Genomic DNA, 21,280 nt, shown 5'->3' on the forward strand with positions numbered 1-21,280 from the left:
TTCCTATATGAAAATCTGATCCGCAAACCGCAAAAATTCCGGAACAAAGATCATAACTCCTGCCACTGCAGCCATAATAGAGGCGATCAGGACTGCCCCGGCGGCAGCATCCTTTGCCAGCTTTGCCAGCGGTCTTCTCTCCTCCGTCACAAGATCTACCACTGCTTCCACTGCTGTATTCACCATTTCCAGCGCCATGATGAGCCCAAACAAACTAAAACACAGGCACCATTTTATCACGGAAATCTGAAAAAAAATACCGGCTGCAATAACCAGGATCATCATGCAACAGTGAATCTTCATATTTCTCTCTTTTTTTATGACTGCAAATATTCCCTCAAATGCATAACCAAAACTTTTGTAAATGGGATCCTTTTTGGGCTTTTCCATATAGTTTTTCCTCCCGGAAACAAATTGTATAATCATTATAGCAGATTTTAAGAGAAAAATCTTCGTTTGCCTTCAAATATCTCCACAATTGTCTTTTCTGTTCCTGTCATGCCAGGCGAAGCGATCAGCCCCATATTTCGCATTGTCTCCTCCGGTGTTTTCCCGTTAATTCCGTGTACATCGTCAATATAGATTCCATGCATTGCAAAATCTACGGATTTATATGCCGCATCCACTGCTGCGATTCCCTTCATCGTACACCCCTGATTTCCCCCGTCACAGATCATTCCTGTAATACTGCTGGCCATATTGTTTAGGGTATGGGCCATCATTTCCACTGTGCCTCCCCTTAAATATACGAGAGCGCATGCCATGCCTGATCCTGCTGCAATGGCACAGCCGCAGAATGCGGACAATTTTCCCGAGTATTCCTTAATATACATACAGACAAGATAGCTAAGAGCCGTTGCCCTCAAGAGTTGTTCTTTCGTATATCCGTTTACTTTATACGCTCCATATAAAGGCATTGTCGCAATAATTCCGTGGGCGCCTGACCCGGTAATACTCATAGCGGGCTTATCCAGACCTATTACTCTTGCCTCAATCGCCGCATTACACAAAAGCGAAGCCGTCGCCTGCTCATCTTTGGAAATTTCTTTTCCATCGTTCATGTTAAGAAGCTGACGGGCAAATGTAGTTCTTGGACTTTCCAGCCCTTCATGGAACAGCGCCAGATTTGTCTGATATGCTTCTTCTATAAAGGAAATCTCCTCAATCGGCACGGAATCAGCATATTCATAAAGCTCCTTTAATGTATAGCGATGAATCGGGTGTACTGTCTCCTCTTCTTCCTGTACCGGGTAACTGTCCTTCGGCTCCGTTCCAAAGACTTCCTTTCCATTTACAGTAATTTCTGTAATGTTGGTGTGAGAGTCCCGAATCGTCACACATGCTGTATCTTCTGCTGTTTCCACCTCCGCTTTAATAAAAATCCGGCTCGTAATCCCCTCCAGTCTGGCTGTTATCTTTCCTTCTTCCAGCATTTTTCTTGCTTCCTGTACATCTGCATCCTTTACATCCGCCAGAGATTCCAGTCCCTTATCCGGGTCGGCAGCCACTGCTCCAAGAGCGGCCGCAAAGGCACTCCCCACTTCAGTTGTTCCGGGGATCCCGCATGTGAAGGCGTTCTTGTACATTCCGCTGTTCATGGATACTGTAACCTTCTCTACTGTCCCCTTTGTATAGCTTTTTGCTTTCGCCACCGCAAAAGCAATCGCTCCCGGCTCTGTTACCCCAAGCGCCGGCTTCATATCATCCTTTATCATCTGTGAAAGTTCATGCATAATGAATCTCCTCCTTTTCTCTCATCATACAATAGAATGCTCCCCGGAATCAAGGACACAAATAAGGGACGGAAGTTTTTAAAAACCTCCGTCCCCTATTTTCGTCTTTCTGATAATCTCCCGGATCGGCAGCACGCTTCCCGGTGATACCGACAATTCGTCCACGCCCATTTTCAGGAATGTTTCCGTCAAAGTTGTATCTGCGCCAAGCTCCCCGCAGATACCTACCCAGCAGTTTTCTTTATGACCGTTTTCCACTGTCATACGAATCATTTCCAAGACTGCCGGATGATGAGAATCATAAATGTTATCCAGCTTTGCATTCTGACGGTCAATCGCCAGCGTATACTGGGTCAGATCATTTGTTCCAAGACTGAAGAAATCCACTTCCCTGGCAAGCTGTGCGCTGATCATAACCGCCGCCGGCGTTTCAATCATAACGCCCTGTTCCACATCCCCGTATGGAATGCCCTTTTCGTCCAGCTCTGCCTTGATCTCTTCCACATATTTCTTTGCCTGGAGCACTTCATTTACAGAGATGATCATGGGATACATGATGCCAATGTTTCCATATGCGCTGGCACGAAGCAGCGCGCGGAGCTGTGTCTTAAAAATCTCCGGGCGGTCAAGACAGATGCGGATCGCCCGATATCCCATTGCCGGATTTTCTTCATGATCCAGATTAAAATAATCTGCCTGTTTATCGGCCCCGATATCCAGCGTACGGATGATCACCTTCTTACCTGCCATGGTCTCTGCCACCGTGCGGTATGCCTGGAACTGTTCTTCTTCTGTCGGGAAAGTATCTTTTTCCAGATACAAAAATTCACTCCGAAAAAGCCCTATGCCGTCCGCATCATTGGCAAGCACCCTTGCCACATCGCCCACACTGCCGATATTGGCGTAAAGCCGGATTTTCTTTCCATCCAGGGTGACGTCTTCTTTACCCTTCAGCTGAAGAAGCAGTTCTCTTTGCCGTTCTTCCTCTCTTTTCTTCTCCTGATAAGAAGCAAGGAGTTCCTCGTCAGGCTCTACGATCAATTCACCCTTTACCCCGTCAATCACTGCCATCTTCCCATTCATTTCTTCACTGACCGGAATACCGATCAAGGCGGGAATATTCATTGTACGTGCCAGAATAGCCGTATGGGAATTAGAAGAACCAAGCTCTGTCACAAATCCAAGCAGTTTGGATTTGTCCATCTGAACAGTCTCGCTGGGCGCCAGATCCTTTGCCGCCAGGATCACCGGCACATCTCCAAGATCTCCATCTGCATTTTTTCCCTGAAGGATTCTTACGACACGCTCTGCAATATCCTTGATATCGGCAGATCTTGCCTGGAAATATTCATCATCCATCTGTGAAAACATCAGCGAAAAATTATCTCCCGTGGAAGCGACCGCATATTCTGCGTTGACCTTCTGAGCTTCGATCATATTTTTAATGGAATCGTTAAAATCGTCATCCTCCAGCATCATTCCATGTACTTCGAAAATAGCGGCGCCTGTCTCTCCCACTTCTTTCAGTGCTTTTTCATAAAGGGCATTCAACTGATCGGATGCCTGGCCTTTCGCCTCTTCATAACGTTTCCATTCTGCTTCCGTATCAGTAATGCTCCTCCTTTGCACCATCTGTTCTTCTTTGGAGTAATAGAGGATTTTACCTATAGTAATTCCTTTAAGAATCGATTTCCCCTGATAAATTTTCATGGCGCACCTCTTTTATAAATTTGCTTTCATAAACTCTTCCATTGCAGCGATGGCGGCGTCTTCATCCGCTCCCTCTGCAGTAATGGTAATCTCTGCTCCCTGTTTTAAGCCCATTCCCATAATAGCCAGAAGCTTTCCTGCTTCCGCTTTCTTTCCGTTTCCTTCCAGCGTAATGACAGACTGGAATTTCTTTGCTTCTTTTACAAGAAGTCCTGCCGGTCTTGCGTGAATACCAAGTTCATCCTGAATAGTGTACTGAAATGTTTTCATAGTTATCTTCTCCTCTCTTACTTATATAAAATCATTGTCTCATATGGTTTCAAAATTACTTCTGTTCCATTTATATCCTGCTTCTCATAGTTGCCAAGCAGACATTCATACAGCTCCAAATCCTCTCCTGCATCCCAGCGGACGTGATTTCCGTAAAAATTGTTGATTACCAGAAGCTCTTTTCCTTTATAATATCGCTTATAAGCAAAAATAGAAAGGTGTTTTTCTGCTTTTGGCTCAAACTCTCCGTATGCAATAATATCATACTCTTTACGAAGCCGAATCAGCTTTTTATAAAATATAAACACAGAATCCGGATCCTGAAGCTCCGTTTCAGCGTTGATAAAACAGGTGTTTTCATTAACCTGAATCCATGGATTCCCTTCTGTAAATCCTCCGTTTATTCCATCACTCCACTGCATAGGCGTCCTGCTGTTGTCCCTGGAATGGATCTGAAGGATCTGATAGGCATTCTCTTTCGACAACCCCTTCTCCTGCAAAATCCGGAAATGATTCAGACTTTCCACATCTTTATATTGGGAAATATCCGTAAATCCTGCATTTGTCATGCCCAGTTCTTCTCCCTGATAAATGTAGGGTGTTCCGCGCAGACAGTGAATAGCTGCCGCCAGCATTTTCGCCGATTCCTTCCAGTATTTCTCAGTATTGCCAAACCTGGAGACCACTCTCGGCTGATCATGATTGCACCAAAACACTGCATTCCACGCGTGATTTTCCGCCATATGAGTCTGCCAGTCAAACAGGATATTCTTCAGTTTCTGGAAGTCAAAGGGCACAATAACCCACTTTTCATTTCCCATAAAATCCACTTTCAGATGATGGAAACTAAACACCATTGAAAGCTCTTTACCGTCCTCATTTGCATAGCGGTAACAGTTTTCCATGGAAGTGCTGGACATTTCTCCTACTGTAATAATTTCGGCATCTGTACCAAATGTTGTTTCATTCAGCTCCTGCAGGTATTTGTGTATATTAGGGCCGTCTGTATAAAAACGCCTTCCATCCCCCTCATAGTCATCCTTGAACTCTCCTTTGCTGATCAGATTGACCACATCAAAACGGAAGCCCTCTACTCCTTTAGCCATCCAAAATTTTACAATCTTCTGGATCTCTTTTCTTACTTCTTCATTATCCCAGTTCAGATCCGGCTGGGTCACATCGAAAAGATGAAGGTAATATTCATCAAACTTTTCTACATACTCCCATGCATTCCCGCCGAATTTACTCTCCCAGTTAGTGGGCGGCTCTCCATTTGCCTTTCCCCTTTTGAAAATGTAAAAATCCTTGTATTTCGGGTCGCCTGCAAGCGCCTTCTGAAACCACTCATGACGGCTTGACGTATGATTGAACACCATATCCAGCATGAGCTTGATTCCTCTTTTTTTAGCCTCTCTTGACAGTTCCTCAAAATCCTCCATTGTTCCGTACCGCGGGTCAATGTTATAGTAATCTTCCACATCATATCCATTGTCATTTTGAGGTGATACGAAGAAGGGCGTCATCCAGATATAATCCGCTCCCAGATCTTTTATATAATCCAGTTTCGCAGTAACTCCTTTCAGATCACCAAGACCATCCCCATCTGTATCGTAAAATGACTTTGGATAAATCTGATATACGACACTTTTCTTAAAATCTGCCATCCTTTTTTCCTCCTGTTATTCAAAACGAATCACTGGTGTCTCCCCCGCTTCTGCTTCCATTCCGGACAGATATTCGATATTCTTTGCGCTTCCCTCCTCTGTTACAATAAAGACTGTTACAGAAGGGTGCCCCGCTGCGTGGATCTTTTCCTTATCAAATCGGATGAGTCCTTCTCCTGCTCTCACTTTCTGTCCTTCTTCCACAAGAAGGGTAAATCCTTCTCCATTCATGTCAACGGTATCTACCCCGACATGGATCAAAAGCTCCATGCCATTGGCAAATGTCAGCCCACATGCGTGGCCTGTATCTGCCATGACTGCATTGACTGTTGCATCAGCCGGCGCCACGACTGTATCACTGGATGGCTCAATGGCAATTCCATCTCCCATAACATGCTGTGAAAATACATTGTCCGGCACATCATCCAGTGGGATTACTTTTCCGGAAAGCCCTGCTTTCAGTTCTGTCAAAGCCTCCTCTTTTGGCGCTGTTGCAATTCCTTCGGCAGCCCCTTCCTTTGCTGTATCTGCTTCTGACTTTTCTGTATCTGCAGCCGTCATTTCTATATCCTCACCCAGGAAATCTGTGTTTGACAGCTTCTTCTTTCCAACAATCAATGTCAGAAGAAACGGCACCACAATCGCCACCGCCATAGCCAGCAGGAAGTAAAGGTAAAATTCCGGCTTAATAGAAAGGATTCCCGGGAGCCCTCCTACACCGATACTGAATGCCTGAACGCCGCTGCCTACTGAAATCATAGCTGCAATACAGGATCCCGCCATGCCGCAGATCAGCGGAAATCCATACTTCAAATTCACACCGAAAAGGGCCGGTTCTGTAACGCCAAGGTAACAGGAAATACATGCCGGAATATTAACCTGCTGTGCACGTTCATTTTTCTTCTGCAGCACAGACATTGCAAGAACTGCAGATCCCTGGGCAATATTAGAAAGGGCGATCATAGGCCACAGAATTGTTCCGTCATATAAATTTGTAAGCTGTGAGTCGATTGCATTTGTCATATGATGCAGTCCTGTCATAACGATCGGTGCATATAAAAGTCCGAATACACCTGCAAATACTACCCCAAACGGAGACATCAGGCCATTGTAAACCACATTTGCAATAGCGTCTCCGATCTTCCAGCCGATCGGCCCTACAATGGTATGTGCGATGATGACTGACGGTACAAGGGAACAGAAAGGCACCACGATCATGCTGATCACTTCCGGACAGTGCTTCTTAAAAAATTTCTCCAGATACACCAGCACGAAACCGGCCAGCATAGCTGCGATCACCTGGCCCTGATAGCCGATCATCTCTACCTTAGCGAATCCAAAATCCCATACCGGAATCTCTCCTGCCGGAGTATCAGCCACACTAAAGCCATTGAGAAGCTGTGAGGATACCAGCGTCAGTCCGAGAATAATACCGAGAATCTGTGTCGTTCCCATTTTCTTTGTAATAGACCACACGATACCTACCGGCAGCAAATGAAATACCGCTTCTCCAATAAGCCACAGGAACTGATATGTTCCTGCCCAGAACTGTGAAATATCTGCAAGACTTTCTGTTCCGTTATGAAAGAAATTAATTTCACCGATGACATTTCGAAAACCCAGAATAAGACCGCCGCAGATCAGAGCCGGTATCAACGGAGCAAAAATCTCTCCCAGCGCTCCCATTATTTTCTGCAGAGGATTCTGGTTCGCTTTTGCCGCTGCCTTTACGGCGTCTTTACTGACTCCTTCGATTCCTGCATATGCAGTAAATTCATTATAAAATACAGCCACATCGTTCCCTATAATAACCTGATACTGCCCTGCCTGAGTAAAGGTTCCCTTTACACTGGGAATCTTCTCGATTCCTTTTTCATCTGCTTTTTCAGGATCTACAAGTACAAATCGCATCCGGGTCATACAGTGTGAGACAGCCTGGATATTTTCCTTCCCTCCGATCAGAGTCAGAAGCTGTCTGACATCATTTTCATACTTTGCCATCGTTTTCTCTCCTTCCGTTCCAACTTGTTTGAACAAGTATAAAATATCACACTTGTTTAAACATGTCAAGAATATTCCTTGACTTCTCCTATTTTACCCACTTATAATATGAATTAGTAAAAAGGAAGACTGGATGTGAAAAAATGCCAAAGAGTAAATATGAAGCCATTTATCGGGATCTGAAACAGAAAATAGAGGAGGGAGACTTTGCCTCCCAGGAATTGCTCCCTTCAGAGCATTCCCTTATCCAGACATACGACTGTTCCCGAAACACCGTACGCCGCGCTATTTCCGAGCTTGTATCTGACGGGTATGTCCAGACTCTTCAGGGAAAAGGCGTACGCAATATTTTTCGTCCGGTAGCTCAGGCTGCCTTTACCATCGGCGGGATTGAATCTTTTAAAGAATCATCACAGCGCAATCATAAAAAAGGCAGGACAAGAGTTTTACAGTTTATGGAACTGATCGCCGATGAAAAAATTTCTCTCCGTACCGGATTCGAAAAAGGAAGCGAGCTTTACTATCTGCAGCGGCTTCATTATCTGGATGAAAAACCGCTGATCCTGAATCACAACTATTTTCTTAAAAGTGCAGCTGAAGGACTGACTCCCGAGATTGCCGAGGATTCCATCTATGAATATTTGGAAAATATTCTACACATGACCATCGTAAACAGCCAGAGGATCATGACCGTTGAAAAGATCACACAGATCGACGAGAAATATCTGGAGCTGGATGCCAATGACTACAACTGCATGGCGGTCATCACCAGCCGCACCTACAACGGCGACGGCATAATGTTTGAATTTACACAGTCCCGCCACCGTCCGGATTACTTCAGTTTTCAGGATAATGCTATACGTAAGTCTCCTCTTGTCAGATCAGATTTTTAAAAAACGGTCTCTATGATACTGGCGCCTTTACAACAGATTTCCATAGAATAATGCCGGGGATAATATCTTGTAGAAAATACCAGTTCTCCGTCGTTGATGAAAACTTCTACCGAAGAAACATCCGCCAGTATTTCTACCTGACGGAGGACCGCTACTTCTGACCGCCGTACGCCGCGTCCTCCCGATGTTCCTTCTTTATCCCGGTTTTCAAATTCCATTCTGAAATATCCTTCTTTATATTCCAATAGAAGTTCCTCTCCTAAAACCGCCCGGAAACGATTGGCTTTTATCCCGGAAACACGAATGTCATACACTTTCGCACCTTCTGCCGAAAGGTAGTCCCTCTCTTCTCTTTCCGCTTTTTTCCACTGTTCCAGTTCCCGAACCGGCCTTTGACAGATTTTACCGTCTTTTTTGTACAATTCTCTTGGGAAAGTAAAACAATGCTGCCATCCCTCCCGAATCGTGGAGATATTTCCATATTCTTCACAGTCCGGCATTCCCATCCACGCCAGCAAAATGATACGTCCGTCTTCTGCCTGAAAGCTTTGAGGCGCATAAAAATCAAATCCGTAATCCCACAACTGATACTCTGACAGATAACTGTCTGTCATAATGTCCCCTTCTACGAAAAAATAGCCGGACTGATAAACATTTCTCTCTTCCCAGATACCGCCTGTCAGCCCCTGTACAGATGCGGATAAAATATTCTGTCCATCTACAGTAAAGTAATCGGGACATTCCCACATATACCCAAAGGGGCTTGATGTAGAAATCCGTTTCTTAGGTTTCCAGTTTATCCTGTCGTCGGATTCAAAAATCTGTACCTGCCCCGCATTATCTTTCGTTCTGACTCCCTGAACCATATAATAGCGGCCTTTTTCTTTCCACACTTTCGGATCCCGTACATGGCAGCTTAAATCCGAAGGATAGTCCCCGTTTCTCATCAAAAGCTTTTTCGGACCGAAGTTCAGGCCATCTTTGCTCTCTGCAAGAATAGTGTTGCCTTCCCTTCCCTCTAAAATGTAATCATATTCTTTATCTTCCAGCTTTACATTTCCGGTGTAATAAAGATACATCTTCCCTTCGTCAATGAGCGCACAGCCTGAGTACACGCCATGGCAGTCAAAGGGCTGATCAGGATAAAGAGCTGTATCTTTATACTCCCACCGGATCATATCTTTGCTTACTGCATGCCCCCACATTTTCACTCCGCCGTTGACATCAAAAGGCGAATATTGAAAAAACGCATGGTAAATCCCCTGAAACTGACACAGCCCATTGGGATCATTCAGCCATCCTACCGGAGGCATTAAGTGCAGTTTCTGCCGGAAACGGCTCCCCGGATCCGCCGTTTGTTCCACCATATCTGTCATATGTTTTAAATCTCTGGTCAACGCATTCATATTGATCTTCTCCTGCCGCCTATTCCTTTTTTATTGTCATTACAACACTCTCATGCCCTACCTGCGCCGGATCCGCCTTTGTTACAGCGGCAAAATCATCGGCATTTGTCAGGATCATCATTGTGACCGTTTCATAGCCCGCTTTGCGGATCTCATCTAAATCCGCCTCGATCAGTACATCTCCTGCCTGTACCTGATCTCCATCTGATACTTTCTTTACAAAACCTTTTCCCTCCATTTTCACCGTATCAATCCCAATATGGATCAAAAGCTCTCCCCCGGCTTTTGTAGTAAGGCAGACCGCATGTCCCGTATCGTAAATACTGGAAATTTCTCCATCGCAGGGCGCTGTAATTTTGCCGTCCTCCGGAATGATTGCCGTTGTTGCCCCCAAAATTTCCGCTGCAAATGTCTCATCTGACACCTGTGAAAGAGGAATCATTTCACCCTGTACAGGACTGAAAAGGAACTCTTCTGTTTCCCTTTTCTCTATAGCTGCGCTGCTTGGCTCTACTGATTTCTCTATCGATTTCTCCGTCAGTTGTCCCGCCGGCTTTGTATCTTTATAGATCATAAAAGAAATCACGAATGCAACACCTACCGCAATTGCCATTTCAATGATATATTGAATCGGCTGCTCCAGACAGAGCAAGACTCCGAAAATACCTGTCACGCCGGTTCCCTTCGCTCCCAGATGTACAATGGACGCATACAGAGCACCGCATCCGCCGCCGATACATCCTGCAATAAATGGTTTAAAAAACCTTAAATTCACACCGAAGATTGCCGGTTCCGTAATTCCCATAAATGCACTTAAAGAAGAAGGAAGCGCAAGGGATTTTATTTTTTTATCTCTGGACTTCAGCCCAACTGCCAGCGCTGCCGCACCCTGTGCTACATTTGCCGCGCTTGCAAGAGGCAGCCAGTAGGTCACGCCATACTGGGCAAGCTGTCCAAGATCAATCGCTGTATACATCTGATGAATGCCTGTCACCACTGTAGGCGCATACAGCGCTCCCATCACGAGGCTTCCAAGACCCAGCGGAAGAGTAAGCAGCCACTGGATCGCATCCAGAACCGCATTTTCCGCCCACACAAATACAGGGCCGATGGCTGCCAAAGTAAGATATCCTGTCACAAACACACTGACAAGAGGGGTTACAAAAAGATCCAGAACTTCCGGCACAACCTTATGCAGCTTCTTCTCCAGCACAGACATAAGCCACACTGCAATTACTACCGGGATGACATGTCCCTGATAACCTACCATATCAATATCATACAGTCCGAAGAAAACAGACTGTGTCGCCTGAACTCCCTGCTCTGCTACTGTATAGGCATTCTGAAGGCTCGGATGGATCATGATCATACCGATAACTGCCCCCAGATAAGGATTTGCCCCGAAAGCCTTTGCCGCTGAAAATCCAATCAGTATCTGCAGGAAAGAATATGCAATATTGCTGAAAAGATTGGCAAAAACATAAATAGAACTGGACGTATCAATATGCAAAAAGCCATTATTGTTCATAAAATCCAGAGAATTCATGATTCCCATAAGAAAACCGCTGGCAACAATAGCCGGAATAATGGGAACAAAAATATCCCCCAGAAGCTTGATCGCTCTCATAAAGACATTCTGCTTCTGCGCCGCCGCTTCTTTGGCTTCCGCCTTTGTGCTGGCAGTGATGCCGCCCAGGCTTACAAATTCATCAAATACTTTATTGACAGTCCCTGTTCCGAGGATGATCTGGAGCTGGCCCGAGGCCTCAAAGACTCCTTTTACTCCATCTACGTTTTCCAATGCTTCTCTGTCTGCTTTCGAATTGTCTGAAATAACCAGCCTAAGTCTCGTCGCACAGTGTGCCGCCGAGATAATGTTCTGACTTCCGCCTACAAGATCCAGTATTTCCCGTGCGGTCTTTTGATAATCCATTGCCATAACCCTCTTTTCACTCCTTTATATGTAATCGATTTCATATTTTTCGAATTTATCATAAATAAAAAAATGCCATTTGTAAAGATGGCATTTTTACTGATTTTTCTATTCTCTTTTTGTGAAAATTTACAACTTTCCATTCACATCCGGTATATCAAAATTATTCTCTCTTTTTTTCACTCTGCAGATTTTTTATCTCATATCCCAACTTCATCTGCACGGAAATATCCTGGCCGTTTTCTATAATGTCAATGAGAAGCTCCGCACCTTTAACCCCGCTTGTCTTATATCCGAAATGGACAGTGGGGATTCCCCCTGTTACTGCTTTCAGAAACTGGTTGTCACCGAATCCTGTAATCTGTATACTCCCTTTTCTTTCCGGAAAATCTTTCTGAATCGCTTCCAACGCTCCGGCCGCTATGGTATCCGTAGCACACGATATGATATCGATATCACTATTATCCCGAAGCAGTTCGAAAGCCTTTTCATAGCCGGACTCCATGGTAAACTTTGCTTCCTTCCGAAGTCCGTCCTTCATTTTCATTCCACATTTGGCAAGACCGGATAGGAAACCGTCCTCTCTTCCTGTTCCGACCGCTTTGTCCTCCCTTGTTACGCCAATATATGCGATCTTCTGCTTGCCGGACTTTCCTACATATATTCCCATTTCTTTCGCTGCGCCGTAATCGTCGTGATAGACACAGTTCTCGCCTTCCAAGTGCTGCCCGATAACGACAATAGGTATTTTTGTCTCACGGATATGCTTTCTGTGCTTTCTTGTCAGGATAGTCGCGATCAGGATCACTCCGTCTACCGGATAATTTTCAAACAGCTCCATATATTCCAGCTCTTTCTCCGGATTATTGTCTGTTATGGCAAGAAGCATCTGGTATCCCTTTTCCTGCAGTATCTTTCCAATGCCGTCTGTCACTCTGCTGATGGTTTCAGAACTGATTTTCGGAACCACCACTCCCACAAGCCTCGTCTGTCTGGTACGAAGGTTCCTTGCCTGGACAGAAGGCCTATATCCGGTCTTTTCAATAATCTCACGGATCTTTTCCTTCTTTTCCTCGCTGACATATCCTCCATTGAGATATCTTGACACTGCTGCGCTTGATACCCCGGCAAGACGGGCAATTTCCTTAATGGTCATAGCCGGTTTCCTCCAAAAACTCTTTCAGATTCACAAGCACTTTTTCATTCAGCCTTGCAACAGCCTGACTTGTCATGCCCGAAGATTTTTTCAGACAGGAAACATGATCATACTGCAGCAATTCCTCCTCCCCAAGTCCCATCAGTGTATCGCAAAAATACCAGGTATTTTCTTTTTGCAGCCACTTCTTCATGGCTTCTGCATCAAAACAGGGGCTTAAGGCAGTATTGAAAAGAATGGTATTGTCTCCCATAATATCCATTTCTCTTTCATGGAGAAGGACCACATTTTTGCTAAGGCAGCTGCAGATTACATTGCAGGAAGCAAGAAGCTCATCCAGTTCCAGATAATGGTATCCGCGCCTCTCTTCCAGCTCTCTTTTCCTTGTCCTGCTGTAATAGCTGACGTCAGCGCCAAAAGCTGACAGAGCGGCAGCAACAGCCTGGGCGCTTGCCCCCATTCCCAGGATACCTGCGCGGATCCCGGAAACTTCCGATTCTACGCCAAGAAAAGGCGGATGTCCTCCTGTTCCCTGAAGCATACGGATCACTTCTCCGATCACATATTCCGCTACTCCCTGATCCCCGTAATCACGGACTCCTTTCACACAGATTCCCTGCTCCCTCGCATAGCGGATATCTACATTAGAACTGGTCTCAGAATAAAGGCTGCAGCACATACCGATATATTTCAGATTTTTGCACTCTTTCAGCACTGCTTCTCCGATAGGGTACCGGTAGCTCACAAAGATTGCATCCGAATCACCGATCCGTTTTATGATCTCCTCCTCATTTTCGGGAAATGTGTCATAAAAGACAGCCTCCTCAAAATATTTCTCTACTTCTCTTTTCGTTTCATCCAGGAGAGATACCGGCTCAATTGCTGTTATTTTCTTTAATTTCATATGTGACTTCCTCCGAATTTCGCATCTGTTTCCATCATAACACCGAATGAAGATGGAGGCAATATGCCTTCAAGATGTCTGCCGCAGAAAAATAAGCGTACCACTATTTCTAATGGTACGCTTATAATCATTTTAACTAGAAACTCTGACCGTTTTCGCCTATTTCTGTGCGATTGCTGCCTGTGCTGCTGCCAGACGTGCGATCGGTACACGGAACGGTGAGCAGGATACATAGTCAAGTCCAAGGCTATGGCAGAACTCTACAGAGCTTGGATCTCCACCGTGCTCTCCACAGATACCTACGTGCAGTTTTTCGTTAACTGGCTTTCCTAAGTCGATTGCCATCTTCATCAGCTTGCCAACGCCATCCTGATCCAGTTTTGCAAATGGATCGTTCTCGAAGATCTTAGCGTCATAGTAAGCATCCAGGAATTTTCCAGCGTCATCACGTGAGAAGCCGTATGTCATCTGTGTCAGGTCGTTTGTACCGAAGCAGAAGAAGTCAGCTTCTTTTGCAATCTCATCAGCTGTCAGAGCAGCTCTTGGGATCTCGATCATTGTACCAACTTCGTACTTCAGATCGCTTCCTGCTGCTGCGATTTCAGCATCTGCTGTCTCAACAACGAATTTCTTCACATATTTCAGCTCTTTGATATCTCCAACAAGCGGGATCATGATCTCCGGCTGTACTTTCCATTCCGGATGAGCTTTCTGTACATTGATAGCTGCACGGATAACAGCTTTTGTCTGCATCTTTGCGATTTCCGGATATGTCACTGCCAGACGGCATCCACGATGTCCCATCATTGGGTTGAACTCATGCAGGCTGTCGATAACAGCTTTGATCTGCTCAACTGTCTTGCCCTGTGCATCAGCCAGTTTTTTGATGTCTTCTTCCTCTGTCGGAACGAACTCATGAAGCGGTGGGTCAAGGAAACGGATCGTTACCGGGTTTCCTTCCAGAGCCTCATACAGTTTCTCGAAGTCTCCCTGCTGTTCCGGAAGGATCTTCTCCAGTGCAGCTTCTCTTTCTTCTACTGTCTCAGCGCAGATCATTTCACGGAATGCATCGATTCTGTTACCTTCGAAGAACATATGCTCTGTACGGCAAAGTCCGATACCTTCTGCTCCAAGTTCGCGTGCTTTCTTAGCGTCTGCAGGTGTATCTGCATTTGTACGAACCTTCATTGTTCTGTATTTGTCAGCCCATCCCATGATTCTTCCGAACTCTCCAGCGATTGTTGCATCTACTGTCGGGATGATTCCGTCATAGATATTACCTGTGGATCCGTCAAGTGAGATTGCATCTCCCTCGTGGAACTCTTTTCCTGCAAGTGTAAATTTCTTGTTTGCCTCATCCATTACGATGTCACCGCATCCGGATACACAGCATGTACCCATTCCACGTGCAACAACGGCAGCGTGAGATGTCATACCACCACGAACTGTCAGGATACCCTGTGCAGATTTCATACCTGTGATATCTTCCGGTGATGTCTCAAGACGTACAAGTACAACTTTCTCTCCTCTTGCAGCCCATTCTACAGCGTCATCTGCTGTAAATACGATCTTACCGCATGCAGCTCCCGGAGATGCTCCAAGTGCTTTTGCCATCGGTGTAGCTGCCTTAAGAGCAGCAGCGTCGAACTGCGGATGAAGCAGAGAGTCAAGGTTTCTCGGATCGATCATAGCAACTGCTTCTTCTTCTGATCTCATTCCCTCATCAACAAGGTCACAAGCGATCTTCAGAGCAGCTTTTGCTGTTCTCTTTCCGTTACGTGTCTGAAGCATATACAGTTTACCATGCTCTACAGTAAACTCCATATCCTGCATATCTCTGTAGTGTGTTTCCAGAGTCTTGCACACTTCTTTGAACTGTGCGAAAGCTTCCGGGAATTTCTCTTCCATTTCGGAAATGTGCATAGGAGTACGAACACCAGCAACAACGTCCTCTCCCTGTGCATTTGTAAGGAACTCACCGAAGAGTCCGTTCTCTCCTGTAGCAGGGTCACGTGTAAATGCAACACCTGTACCACAGTCATCACCCATGTTACCGAATGCCATCATCTGTACGTTGACAGCTGTTCCCCATGAGTACGGAATGTCGTTGTCACGACGGTATACGTTTGCTCTCGGGTTGTCCCAGGAACGGAACACGGCTTTTACAGCACCCATCAGCTGCTCTTTTGCATCTGCCGGGAAATCTGAACCGATCTTCTCTTTGTACTCAGCTTTGAACTGTCCTGCAAGAGTCTTCAGATCCTCTGCTGTCAGCTCTACGTCCTGAGTTACGCCTTTTTCTTCTTTCATCTTATCGATGAGCTCTTCAAAATATTTCTTTCCAACTTCCATTACGACGTCAGAATACATCTGGATGAATCTTCTGTAGCAGTCCCAAGCCCAGCGTGGATTGCCGGAAGCTTCTGCCAGAGTCTCAACAACTTCCTCATTAAGACCAAGGTTCAGGATTGTATCCATCATACCTGGCATGGAAGCTCTTGCACCGGAACGCACGGAAACGAGAAGCGGATTCTGCTTGTCCCCGAATTTCTTTCCTGTGATCTCTTCCAGTTTAGCCATGGCGTCCATGATCTGTCCCATGATTTCATCATTGATCTTTCTGCCATCTTCATAGTACTGAGTACAAGCCTCTGTCGTAACCGTAAATCCCTGTGGTACCGGCAGTCCAAGGCCTGTCATCTCTGCCAGGTTTGCACCTTTGCCACCCAGAAGGTTTCTCATAGTTGCGTTACCTTCTGTGAACATATAAACCCATTTTGTTGCCATGTTCCAATGACCTCCTAAAAAATTTTTCTTTCTAGTAATTTGCACATAATATTTTAAAGGTTTTGCTATGGTTCGTCAAGCCCTTCACAGCTAAGATTTCAAAGAATATAGGGCCTATTGAATGAACATAGCATCCCCGAAGGAAAAGAATCTGTATTTTTCCTTCACAGCCTCTTCATATGCCGCCAAAATATGTTCCCGCCCGGCTAACGCTGACACCAGCATAAGCAAGGTAGATTCCGGCAGATGGAAATTTGTGATCAGGCAGTCCAGTACTTTAAACCGGTATCCCGGATAGATGAAAATATCCGTCCATCCGCTTCCCGCCTTCACTCTTCCATTTTCATCTGCCGCCGACTCTACTGTTCTGCAGCTTGTCGTTCCCACGCAGATGATCCTTCCTCCCTTTTCTTTTGCCCGGTTGATCTTCGCAGCCTCTTCTTCTTCAATCCGATAAAATTCGGAATGCATGTGATGATCCAGAATATTTTCCGCTTTTACCGGGCGGAAAGTGCCAAGCCCCACATGGAGAGTGACGCTGGCAACATCCACCCCCTTCTCCTTGATCTGTTCCAGAAGTTCGGGGGTGAAATGAAGCCCCGCTGTAGGCGCTGCTGCTGACCCGCTGTTCTTTGCATATACAGTCTGATAACGGTTTTTATCTTCCAGCTGATGCGTAATATAAGGCGGCAGAGGCATCTGGCCCAGCTGATCCAGAATTTCTTCAAAAATTCCTTCATAACTGAATTTCACCAGACGGTTCCCCTCTTCCACAATATCAATGACCTCCCCTACAAGAAGTCCTTCTCCAAAACTGATCTTAGCTCCCGGCTTTGCCTTTTTCCCAGGCTTCACCAGCGTCTCCCACACCTGATCCGATTTCCGTTTCAGCAGCAGGATCTCTATTTTTGCATCTGTTCCTACCTTGGATCCGATCAGGCGGGCGGGAATGACTTTTGTGTCATTGATCACCAGACAGTCTCCCGGATTCAGATAATCTATAATGTCCCGGAATACATGGTGGGACACTTCCCCCGTCTCCTTGTCAAGGACAAGAAGCCGGGACGAGGACCGGTCCTTTAAGGGATCCTGGGCGATCAGCTCCTGTGGAAGCTCAAAGCTGAAATCCTGTCGTTTCATTTCCATTTTTCTTTCTCCCTTATTTCCGGAGTTCAATGCCCATACCCTCCAGCTCTTTCAGAATATGACCCATTGCTTTTGTCACATCAGCATCCTCCAGCGTCTTGTCCTTTGCACGGAACACGATAGAATAAGCAATTGACTTATATCCTGCTTTGATCTGTGCTCCCTCATAAAGGTCAAACAGCTTGTAGCTTTCCAGATAGCTTCCGCCTTTTTGCTCGATCACTTCCTCAATCTGTCCTACCATGATCTCTTTTGGTACAACCATACTGATGTCTCGTGTAACAGCCGGGAATTTTGCGATTCCTTCATATTTCCGGTCAAAGCCTGCACGGGATACGATTTCCGGCATATCAATAACTGCAATGTAGGCTCTCTCTCCGATTCCGTATGTGTCAGCTACATCCGGATGTACCTCGCCGAGATATCCTACGACCACTCCGTCATACACAATATTTGCCTGGCGTCCCGGATGCAGATACGGTTTCCCGGAATCCGGACGATAGATCTCTTTCTTATGCAGTCCGGCCTTTTCAAAAAATTCTTCCACAACACCTTTCATATGGAAGAAATCGCCTTTTCCATACATTCCAAGTGTAAACTGCATTCTCTCCTCCGGAAGCTCTGTAAGAGGCAGAGTTTTAGGAAGATAAATATTTCCCAGCTCATAGAGACGCACATTCTTATTTCTGCGGTTGTAATTAGTGGCAAGTGAAGTAAGCATTCCATTTAAGGATGTTGTCCGCATAATGCTGTAGTCCTCGCCAAGGGGATTCATGATCTCCACTGCTTTTCTAAGCTCTGAATCCTCCGGAAGCAGCAGCTTGTCAAATACCTTCGGACTTTCAAAGGAATAGGTCATAGCCTGGCTGAAGCCACAGAACTCTGCAATATTGCGGGCTACTTCTTCAATCCGAAGCTTGAAGGACAGTTTTCCTGTTGTAGCCTCTCCTTTTGGAAGTGTAGTCGGGATATTGTCATATCCGTAAAATCTCGCAACTTCTTCCGCAAGATCTGCAAGTCTCAAAAGATCCTGACGGAACGTAGGAGCGATCACTTCGTTTGTATTCTCGTCATACTCCAGATCGATCATCTTGAAATAGGAAAGCATGTCTTCTTTCGGGATATCTGTCCCAAGCAGTTCATTGATAGCGTCGGCATCAAAAGGAACTCTCACCGGCTCTCTCTTCGTTCCATAGACGTCAACCATGCCGCCCACTACTTCTCCGGCTCCCAGTTCTTCCACCAGCTGGCAGGCGCGGTCGATAGCTGCCTGTGCATTATTGGGATCAAGACCCTTTTCAAATTTTCCGGAAGCATCCGTACGAAGCCCTACTTTTTTGCTTGATTTACGGATATTTGTCCCATCGAAACATGCAGCCTCAAAAAGCATGGTCTGTACATTATCTGTGATCATGGAATTTTCGCCGCCCATGATTCCGGCAATACCAACAGATTTTTCTCCGTCACAGATCATCAAAATGGAATCATCCAGCTGTCTTTCCTGACCGTCCAGAGTTGTAAATTTCTCTCCGTTTTCTGCTCTTCTGACAATAATCTCATGACCTGCAATGGTGTCCAGATCATAAGCATGCATCGGCTGACCGTATTCCTCCATCACATAGTTTGTGATATCAACTACATTATTGATAGGACGGATTCCCACAGATGCAAGTCTTCTCTGCATCCATTCCGGTGAAGGGCCGATCTTGATATTTTTCACCACTCTTGCACAGTATCTCGGGCAGAGCTCTTCATCCCTAACCGTCACTTTAATATAGTCATTCACATCCTCGCTGTTTCCGGTAGGAGTGACAACCGGCGGATGGAACTCTTTGCGGAAGGTAGCTGCCGCTTCCCGGGCAATGCCCACTACGCTGAAGCAGTCTACTCGGTTTGAAGTGATCTCATATTCAAACACCACATCATCAAGGCCCAGTGCTTTCACTGCATCTGCTCCCACTTCGGCATCTTCCGGCATAATATAAATTCCGCTCTCGGGAGCATTCGGATACATATCCTTACTGGAACCAAGCTCTTCGATGGAGCACATCATTCCATCACTTTCCACTCCGCGGAGCTTTCCTTTCTTGATCTTAATTCCTCCTGCTACGCGGCTGCCCGGTTCATGGCCTCCTGCCACGCATCCGCCGGCCAGTACCACCGGAACCTTATCTCCTTCTTTTACATTCGGCGCACCGGTTACGATCTGGATGGTTTCTGTACCGATATTCACCTGACAGATGATCAGTTTGTCTGCATCCGGATGCTTCTCAATCTTATCGATCTGCCCGATCACAATTTTGTCCAGGTCCGCATCCATGATTTCATATCCTTCTACCTTTGTTCCGGAAAGTGTCATCGCATCTGTATACTCCTGTGCGGTAACGTCAAGATCCGGAACATACGCTTTTATCCATGATAATGATGTATTCATTGTGTTCTCCTTTTCGTTATTTTTTTGACGGGGGACGTAACAAACTTTAAGTTTACTACGTGTCGAATTAATATATACCCTGTGTCAAATTGATATATACCCTGTGTAAAACTGACTAAAACTGTTTCAAAAACCGGATATCATTCTCATACAGCAGCCTCATATCGTCGATCTCGTACTTCAGAAGCGTGATTCGCTCCAGTCCTACTCCGAATGCAAATCCTGTATACTCTTCCGGATCAATGCCGCACATTTCCAGTACATGAGGATGTACCATACCGCATCCTAAAATCTCGATCCAGCCGGATCCTTTACAGAAACGGCAGCCTTTTCCGCCGCATTTAAAGCAGGTAACGTCTACCTCCGCGCTGGGTTCTGTGAATGGGAAGTGATGAGGTCTGAATTTTGTTTTTGTCTCAGGTCCGAACAATTCCTTGGCAAACACCTCCAACGTTCCCTTGAGATCGGCAAAAGAAATGTTTTTGTCTACTACGAGACCTTCAATCTGGTGGAAGGACGGAGAATGTGTTGCATCCACCTCATCAGAACGGAATACTCTTCCGGGAGCGATCATACGGATCGGCAGCTTGCCTTCTTCCATGACGCGCGCCTGAACCGGAGACGTCTGGGTACGAAGGACAATGTCCTTATTTATATAGAATGTATCCTGCTCGTCTTTTGCCGGATGGTCTGCCGGAATGTTCAGTTTCTCGAAATTGTACAGGTCATACTCTACTTCCGGTCCTTCTACAACTTCATATCCCATTCCGATGAAAATACGTTCTACTTCTTCCAGGACCGTTGTATTTGGATGACGGTGTCCCACCATATTTTTCTTAGCCGGAAGTGTGACGTCGATCACTTCCTGGCTCAACTTTTCTTCCCGGATCTTTCTTTCCATTTTCTGCTTGGTTTCTTCCAAGAGTTCTTCAATAGAAGCTCTTGTCTCATTTACAAGCTGTCCTACTTTTGGTCTTTCTTCCGGAGCAACATCCTTCATACTCTTAAGAACTGCCGTCAACTCTCCTTTTTTCCCAAGGAAACGTACACGCACCTCATTGAGCTTTTCCGGCATGTCGGAAGCTTCAATCTGACGAATGGCTTCTTCTTTGATGCTTTGTAATTTCTCTTTCATCCTTCTTCTCCTTTTCATGATAAAAAATAATAAAATATCAGATTTTATATAGAGGGAGTCCTGTTTTTACAGAGGAAATAAAGCTTCCGCACAACAAAAAAACCTCCT

The 21,280-nt window shown here is 45.6% G+C and carries 15 protein-coding genes; 1 reads left to right on the forward strand and 14 read right to left on the reverse strand.

Translation table 11 applies throughout. The annotated features are described in order from the left end of the window. Window positions 1–3 precede the first annotated feature (3 nt). The 6 genes from EUBC25_RS02975 to treP form a co-directional block, all read right to left on the reverse strand. A complete protein-coding gene (locus EUBC25_RS02975) occupies window positions 4–390 on the reverse strand; it encodes a diacylglycerol kinase family protein (protein ID WP_230106766.1) in 387 nt (128 codons plus the stop codon). Between the two features lie 47 nt (window positions 391–437). Further along, the gene (locus EUBC25_RS02980) at window positions 438–1,733 is read right to left on the reverse strand and encodes an L-cysteine desulfidase family protein (protein ID WP_230106767.1); all 1,296 of its coding nucleotides are present in this window, start codon (window positions 1,731–1,733) and stop codon (window positions 438–440) included. A gap of 78 nt (window positions 1,734–1,811) precedes the next feature. Then, window positions 1,812–3,443, reverse strand: a complete 1,632-nt coding sequence (gene ptsP / locus EUBC25_RS02985) for a phosphoenolpyruvate--protein phosphotransferase (RefSeq protein ID WP_230106768.1) — start codon at window positions 3,441–3,443, stop codon at window positions 1,812–1,814. A gap of 12 nt (window positions 3,444–3,455) precedes the next feature. Next, window positions 3,456–3,713, reverse strand: coding sequence for an HPr family phosphocarrier protein (locus tag EUBC25_RS02990; protein ID WP_230106769.1), 258 nt, complete (start codon window positions 3,711–3,713; stop codon window positions 3,456–3,458). Window positions 3,714–3,730: 17 nt separating this feature from the next. Then, window positions 3,731–5,377, reverse strand: coding sequence for an alpha,alpha-phosphotrehalase (gene treC / locus EUBC25_RS02995; RefSeq protein WP_230106770.1), 1,647 nt, complete (start codon window positions 5,375–5,377; stop codon window positions 3,731–3,733). A 15-nt stretch (window positions 5,378–5,392) separates the two neighbouring features. Further along, window positions 5,393–7,378, reverse strand: coding sequence for a PTS system trehalose-specific EIIBC component (gene treP / locus EUBC25_RS03000; RefSeq protein WP_230106771.1), 1,986 nt, complete (start codon window positions 7,376–7,378; stop codon window positions 5,393–5,395). Window positions 7,379–7,521: 143 nt separating this feature from the next. Between treP and EUBC25_RS03005 the strand changes: the two genes are divergently transcribed. Continuing rightward, on the forward strand, window positions 7,522–8,271 hold the full coding sequence (locus tag EUBC25_RS03005; RefSeq protein WP_230106772.1) for a UTRA domain-containing protein: 750 nt from the start codon (window positions 7,522–7,524) through the stop codon (window positions 8,269–8,271). Here the strand turns inward: EUBC25_RS03005 and EUBC25_RS03010 are convergent. The 8 genes from EUBC25_RS03010 to pheS form a co-directional block, all read right to left on the reverse strand. Next, a complete protein-coding gene (locus EUBC25_RS03010) occupies window positions 8,268–9,677 on the reverse strand; it encodes a glycoside hydrolase family 32 protein (protein ID WP_230106773.1) in 1,410 nt (469 codons plus the stop codon). The genes EUBC25_RS03005 and EUBC25_RS03010 overlap by 4 nt on opposite strands. Before the next feature lie 19 nt (window positions 9,678–9,696). Further along, a complete protein-coding gene (locus EUBC25_RS03015; protein ID WP_230106774.1) occupies window positions 9,697–11,610 on the reverse strand; it encodes a PTS sucrose transporter subunit IIABC in 1,914 nt (637 codons plus the stop codon). A 163-nt stretch (window positions 11,611–11,773) separates the two neighbouring features. Continuing rightward, window positions 11,774–12,766, reverse strand: coding sequence for a LacI family DNA-binding transcriptional regulator (locus tag EUBC25_RS03020; protein WP_230106775.1), 993 nt, complete (start codon window positions 12,764–12,766; stop codon window positions 11,774–11,776). Continuing rightward, window positions 12,756–13,670 (reverse strand): NAD(P)-dependent oxidoreductase, encoded by a 915-nt coding sequence (locus EUBC25_RS03025; RefSeq protein WP_230106776.1) that lies wholly within the window; start codon window positions 13,668–13,670, stop codon window positions 12,756–12,758. Before EUBC25_RS03025 ends, EUBC25_RS03020 begins: the two co-directional genes overlap by 11 nt. Window positions 13,671–13,829: 159 nt before the next feature. Further along, a complete protein-coding gene (ppdK, locus tag EUBC25_RS03030) occupies window positions 13,830–16,457 on the reverse strand; it encodes a pyruvate, phosphate dikinase (RefSeq protein ID WP_230106777.1) in 2,628 nt (875 codons plus the stop codon). Window positions 16,458–16,571: 114 nt separating this feature from the next. After that, window positions 16,572–17,597 (reverse strand): tRNA preQ1(34) S-adenosylmethionine ribosyltransferase-isomerase QueA, encoded by a 1,026-nt coding sequence (gene queA / locus EUBC25_RS03035; RefSeq protein WP_230107536.1) that lies wholly within the window; start codon window positions 17,595–17,597, stop codon window positions 16,572–16,574. Between the two features lie 19 nt (window positions 17,598–17,616). Next, on the reverse strand, window positions 17,617–20,037 hold the full coding sequence (gene pheT, locus EUBC25_RS03040) for a phenylalanine--tRNA ligase subunit beta (protein WP_230106778.1): 2,421 nt from the start codon (window positions 20,035–20,037) through the stop codon (window positions 17,617–17,619). A gap of 115 nt (window positions 20,038–20,152) precedes the next feature. Then, window positions 20,153–21,172: a phenylalanine--tRNA ligase subunit alpha gene (gene pheS / locus EUBC25_RS03045; RefSeq protein WP_230106779.1), complete on the reverse strand. Its 1,020-nt coding sequence runs from the start codon at window positions 21,170–21,172 to the stop codon at window positions 20,153–20,155. Between the last annotated feature and the right edge of the window lie 108 nt (window positions 21,173–21,280).

The organism is Claveliimonas bilis, assembly GCF_020892095.1.
Taxonomy (GTDB): Bacteria; Bacillota; Clostridia; order Lachnospirales; family Lachnospiraceae; genus Claveliimonas; species Claveliimonas bilis.

Excerpts from the sequence above, each read along its gene's own strand:
- ppdK (WP_230106777.1), bottom strand. The coding sequence starts at position 16,457 with ATGGCAACAAAATGGGTTTATATGTTCACAGAAGGTAACGCAACTATG.
- EUBC25_RS02980 (WP_230106767.1), bottom strand. The coding sequence starts at position 1,733 with ATGCATGAACTTTCACAGATGATAAAGGATGATATGAAGCCGGCGCTT.
- queA (WP_230107536.1), bottom strand. The coding sequence starts at position 17,597 with ATGAAACGACAGGATTTCAGCTTTGAGCTTCCACAGGAGCTGATCGCC.
- EUBC25_RS03025 (WP_230106776.1), bottom strand. The coding sequence starts at position 13,670 with ATGAAATTAAAGAAAATAACAGCAATTGAGCCGGTATCTCTCCTGGAT.
- EUBC25_RS02975 (WP_230106766.1), bottom strand. The coding sequence starts at position 390 with ATGGAAAAGCCCAAAAAGGATCCCATTTACAAAAGTTTTGGTTATGCA.
- treC (WP_230106770.1), bottom strand. The coding sequence starts at position 5,377 with ATGGCAGATTTTAAGAAAAGTGTCGTATATCAGATTTATCCAAAGTCA.
- pheS (WP_230106779.1), bottom strand. The coding sequence starts at position 21,172 with ATGAAAGAGAAATTACAAAGCATCAAAGAAGAAGCCATTCGTCAGATT.
- EUBC25_RS03010 (WP_230106773.1), bottom strand. The coding sequence starts at position 9,677 with ATGAATGCGTTGACCAGAGATTTAAAACATATGACAGATATGGTGGAA.
- ptsP (WP_230106768.1), bottom strand. The coding sequence starts at position 3,443 with ATGAAAATTTATCAGGGGAAATCGATTCTTAAAGGAATTACTATAGGT.
- EUBC25_RS03005 (WP_230106772.1), top strand. The coding sequence starts at position 7,522 with ATGCCAAAGAGTAAATATGAAGCCATTTATCGGGATCTGAAACAGAAA.
- EUBC25_RS03015 (WP_230106774.1), bottom strand. The coding sequence starts at position 11,610 with ATGGATTATCAAAAGACCGCACGGGAAATACTGGATCTTGTAGGCGGA.
- treP (WP_230106771.1), bottom strand. The coding sequence starts at position 7,378 with ATGGCAAAGTATGAAAATGATGTCAGACAGCTTCTGACTCTGATCGGA.
- EUBC25_RS02990 (WP_230106769.1), bottom strand. The coding sequence starts at position 3,713 with ATGAAAACATTTCAGTACACTATTCAGGATGAACTTGGTATTCACGCA.
- EUBC25_RS03020 (WP_230106775.1), bottom strand. The coding sequence starts at position 12,766 with ATGACCATTAAGGAAATTGCCCGTCTTGCCGGGGTATCAAGCGCAGCA.
- pheT (WP_230106778.1), bottom strand. The coding sequence starts at position 20,037 with ATGAATACATCATTATCATGGATAAAAGCGTATGTTCCGGATCTTGAC.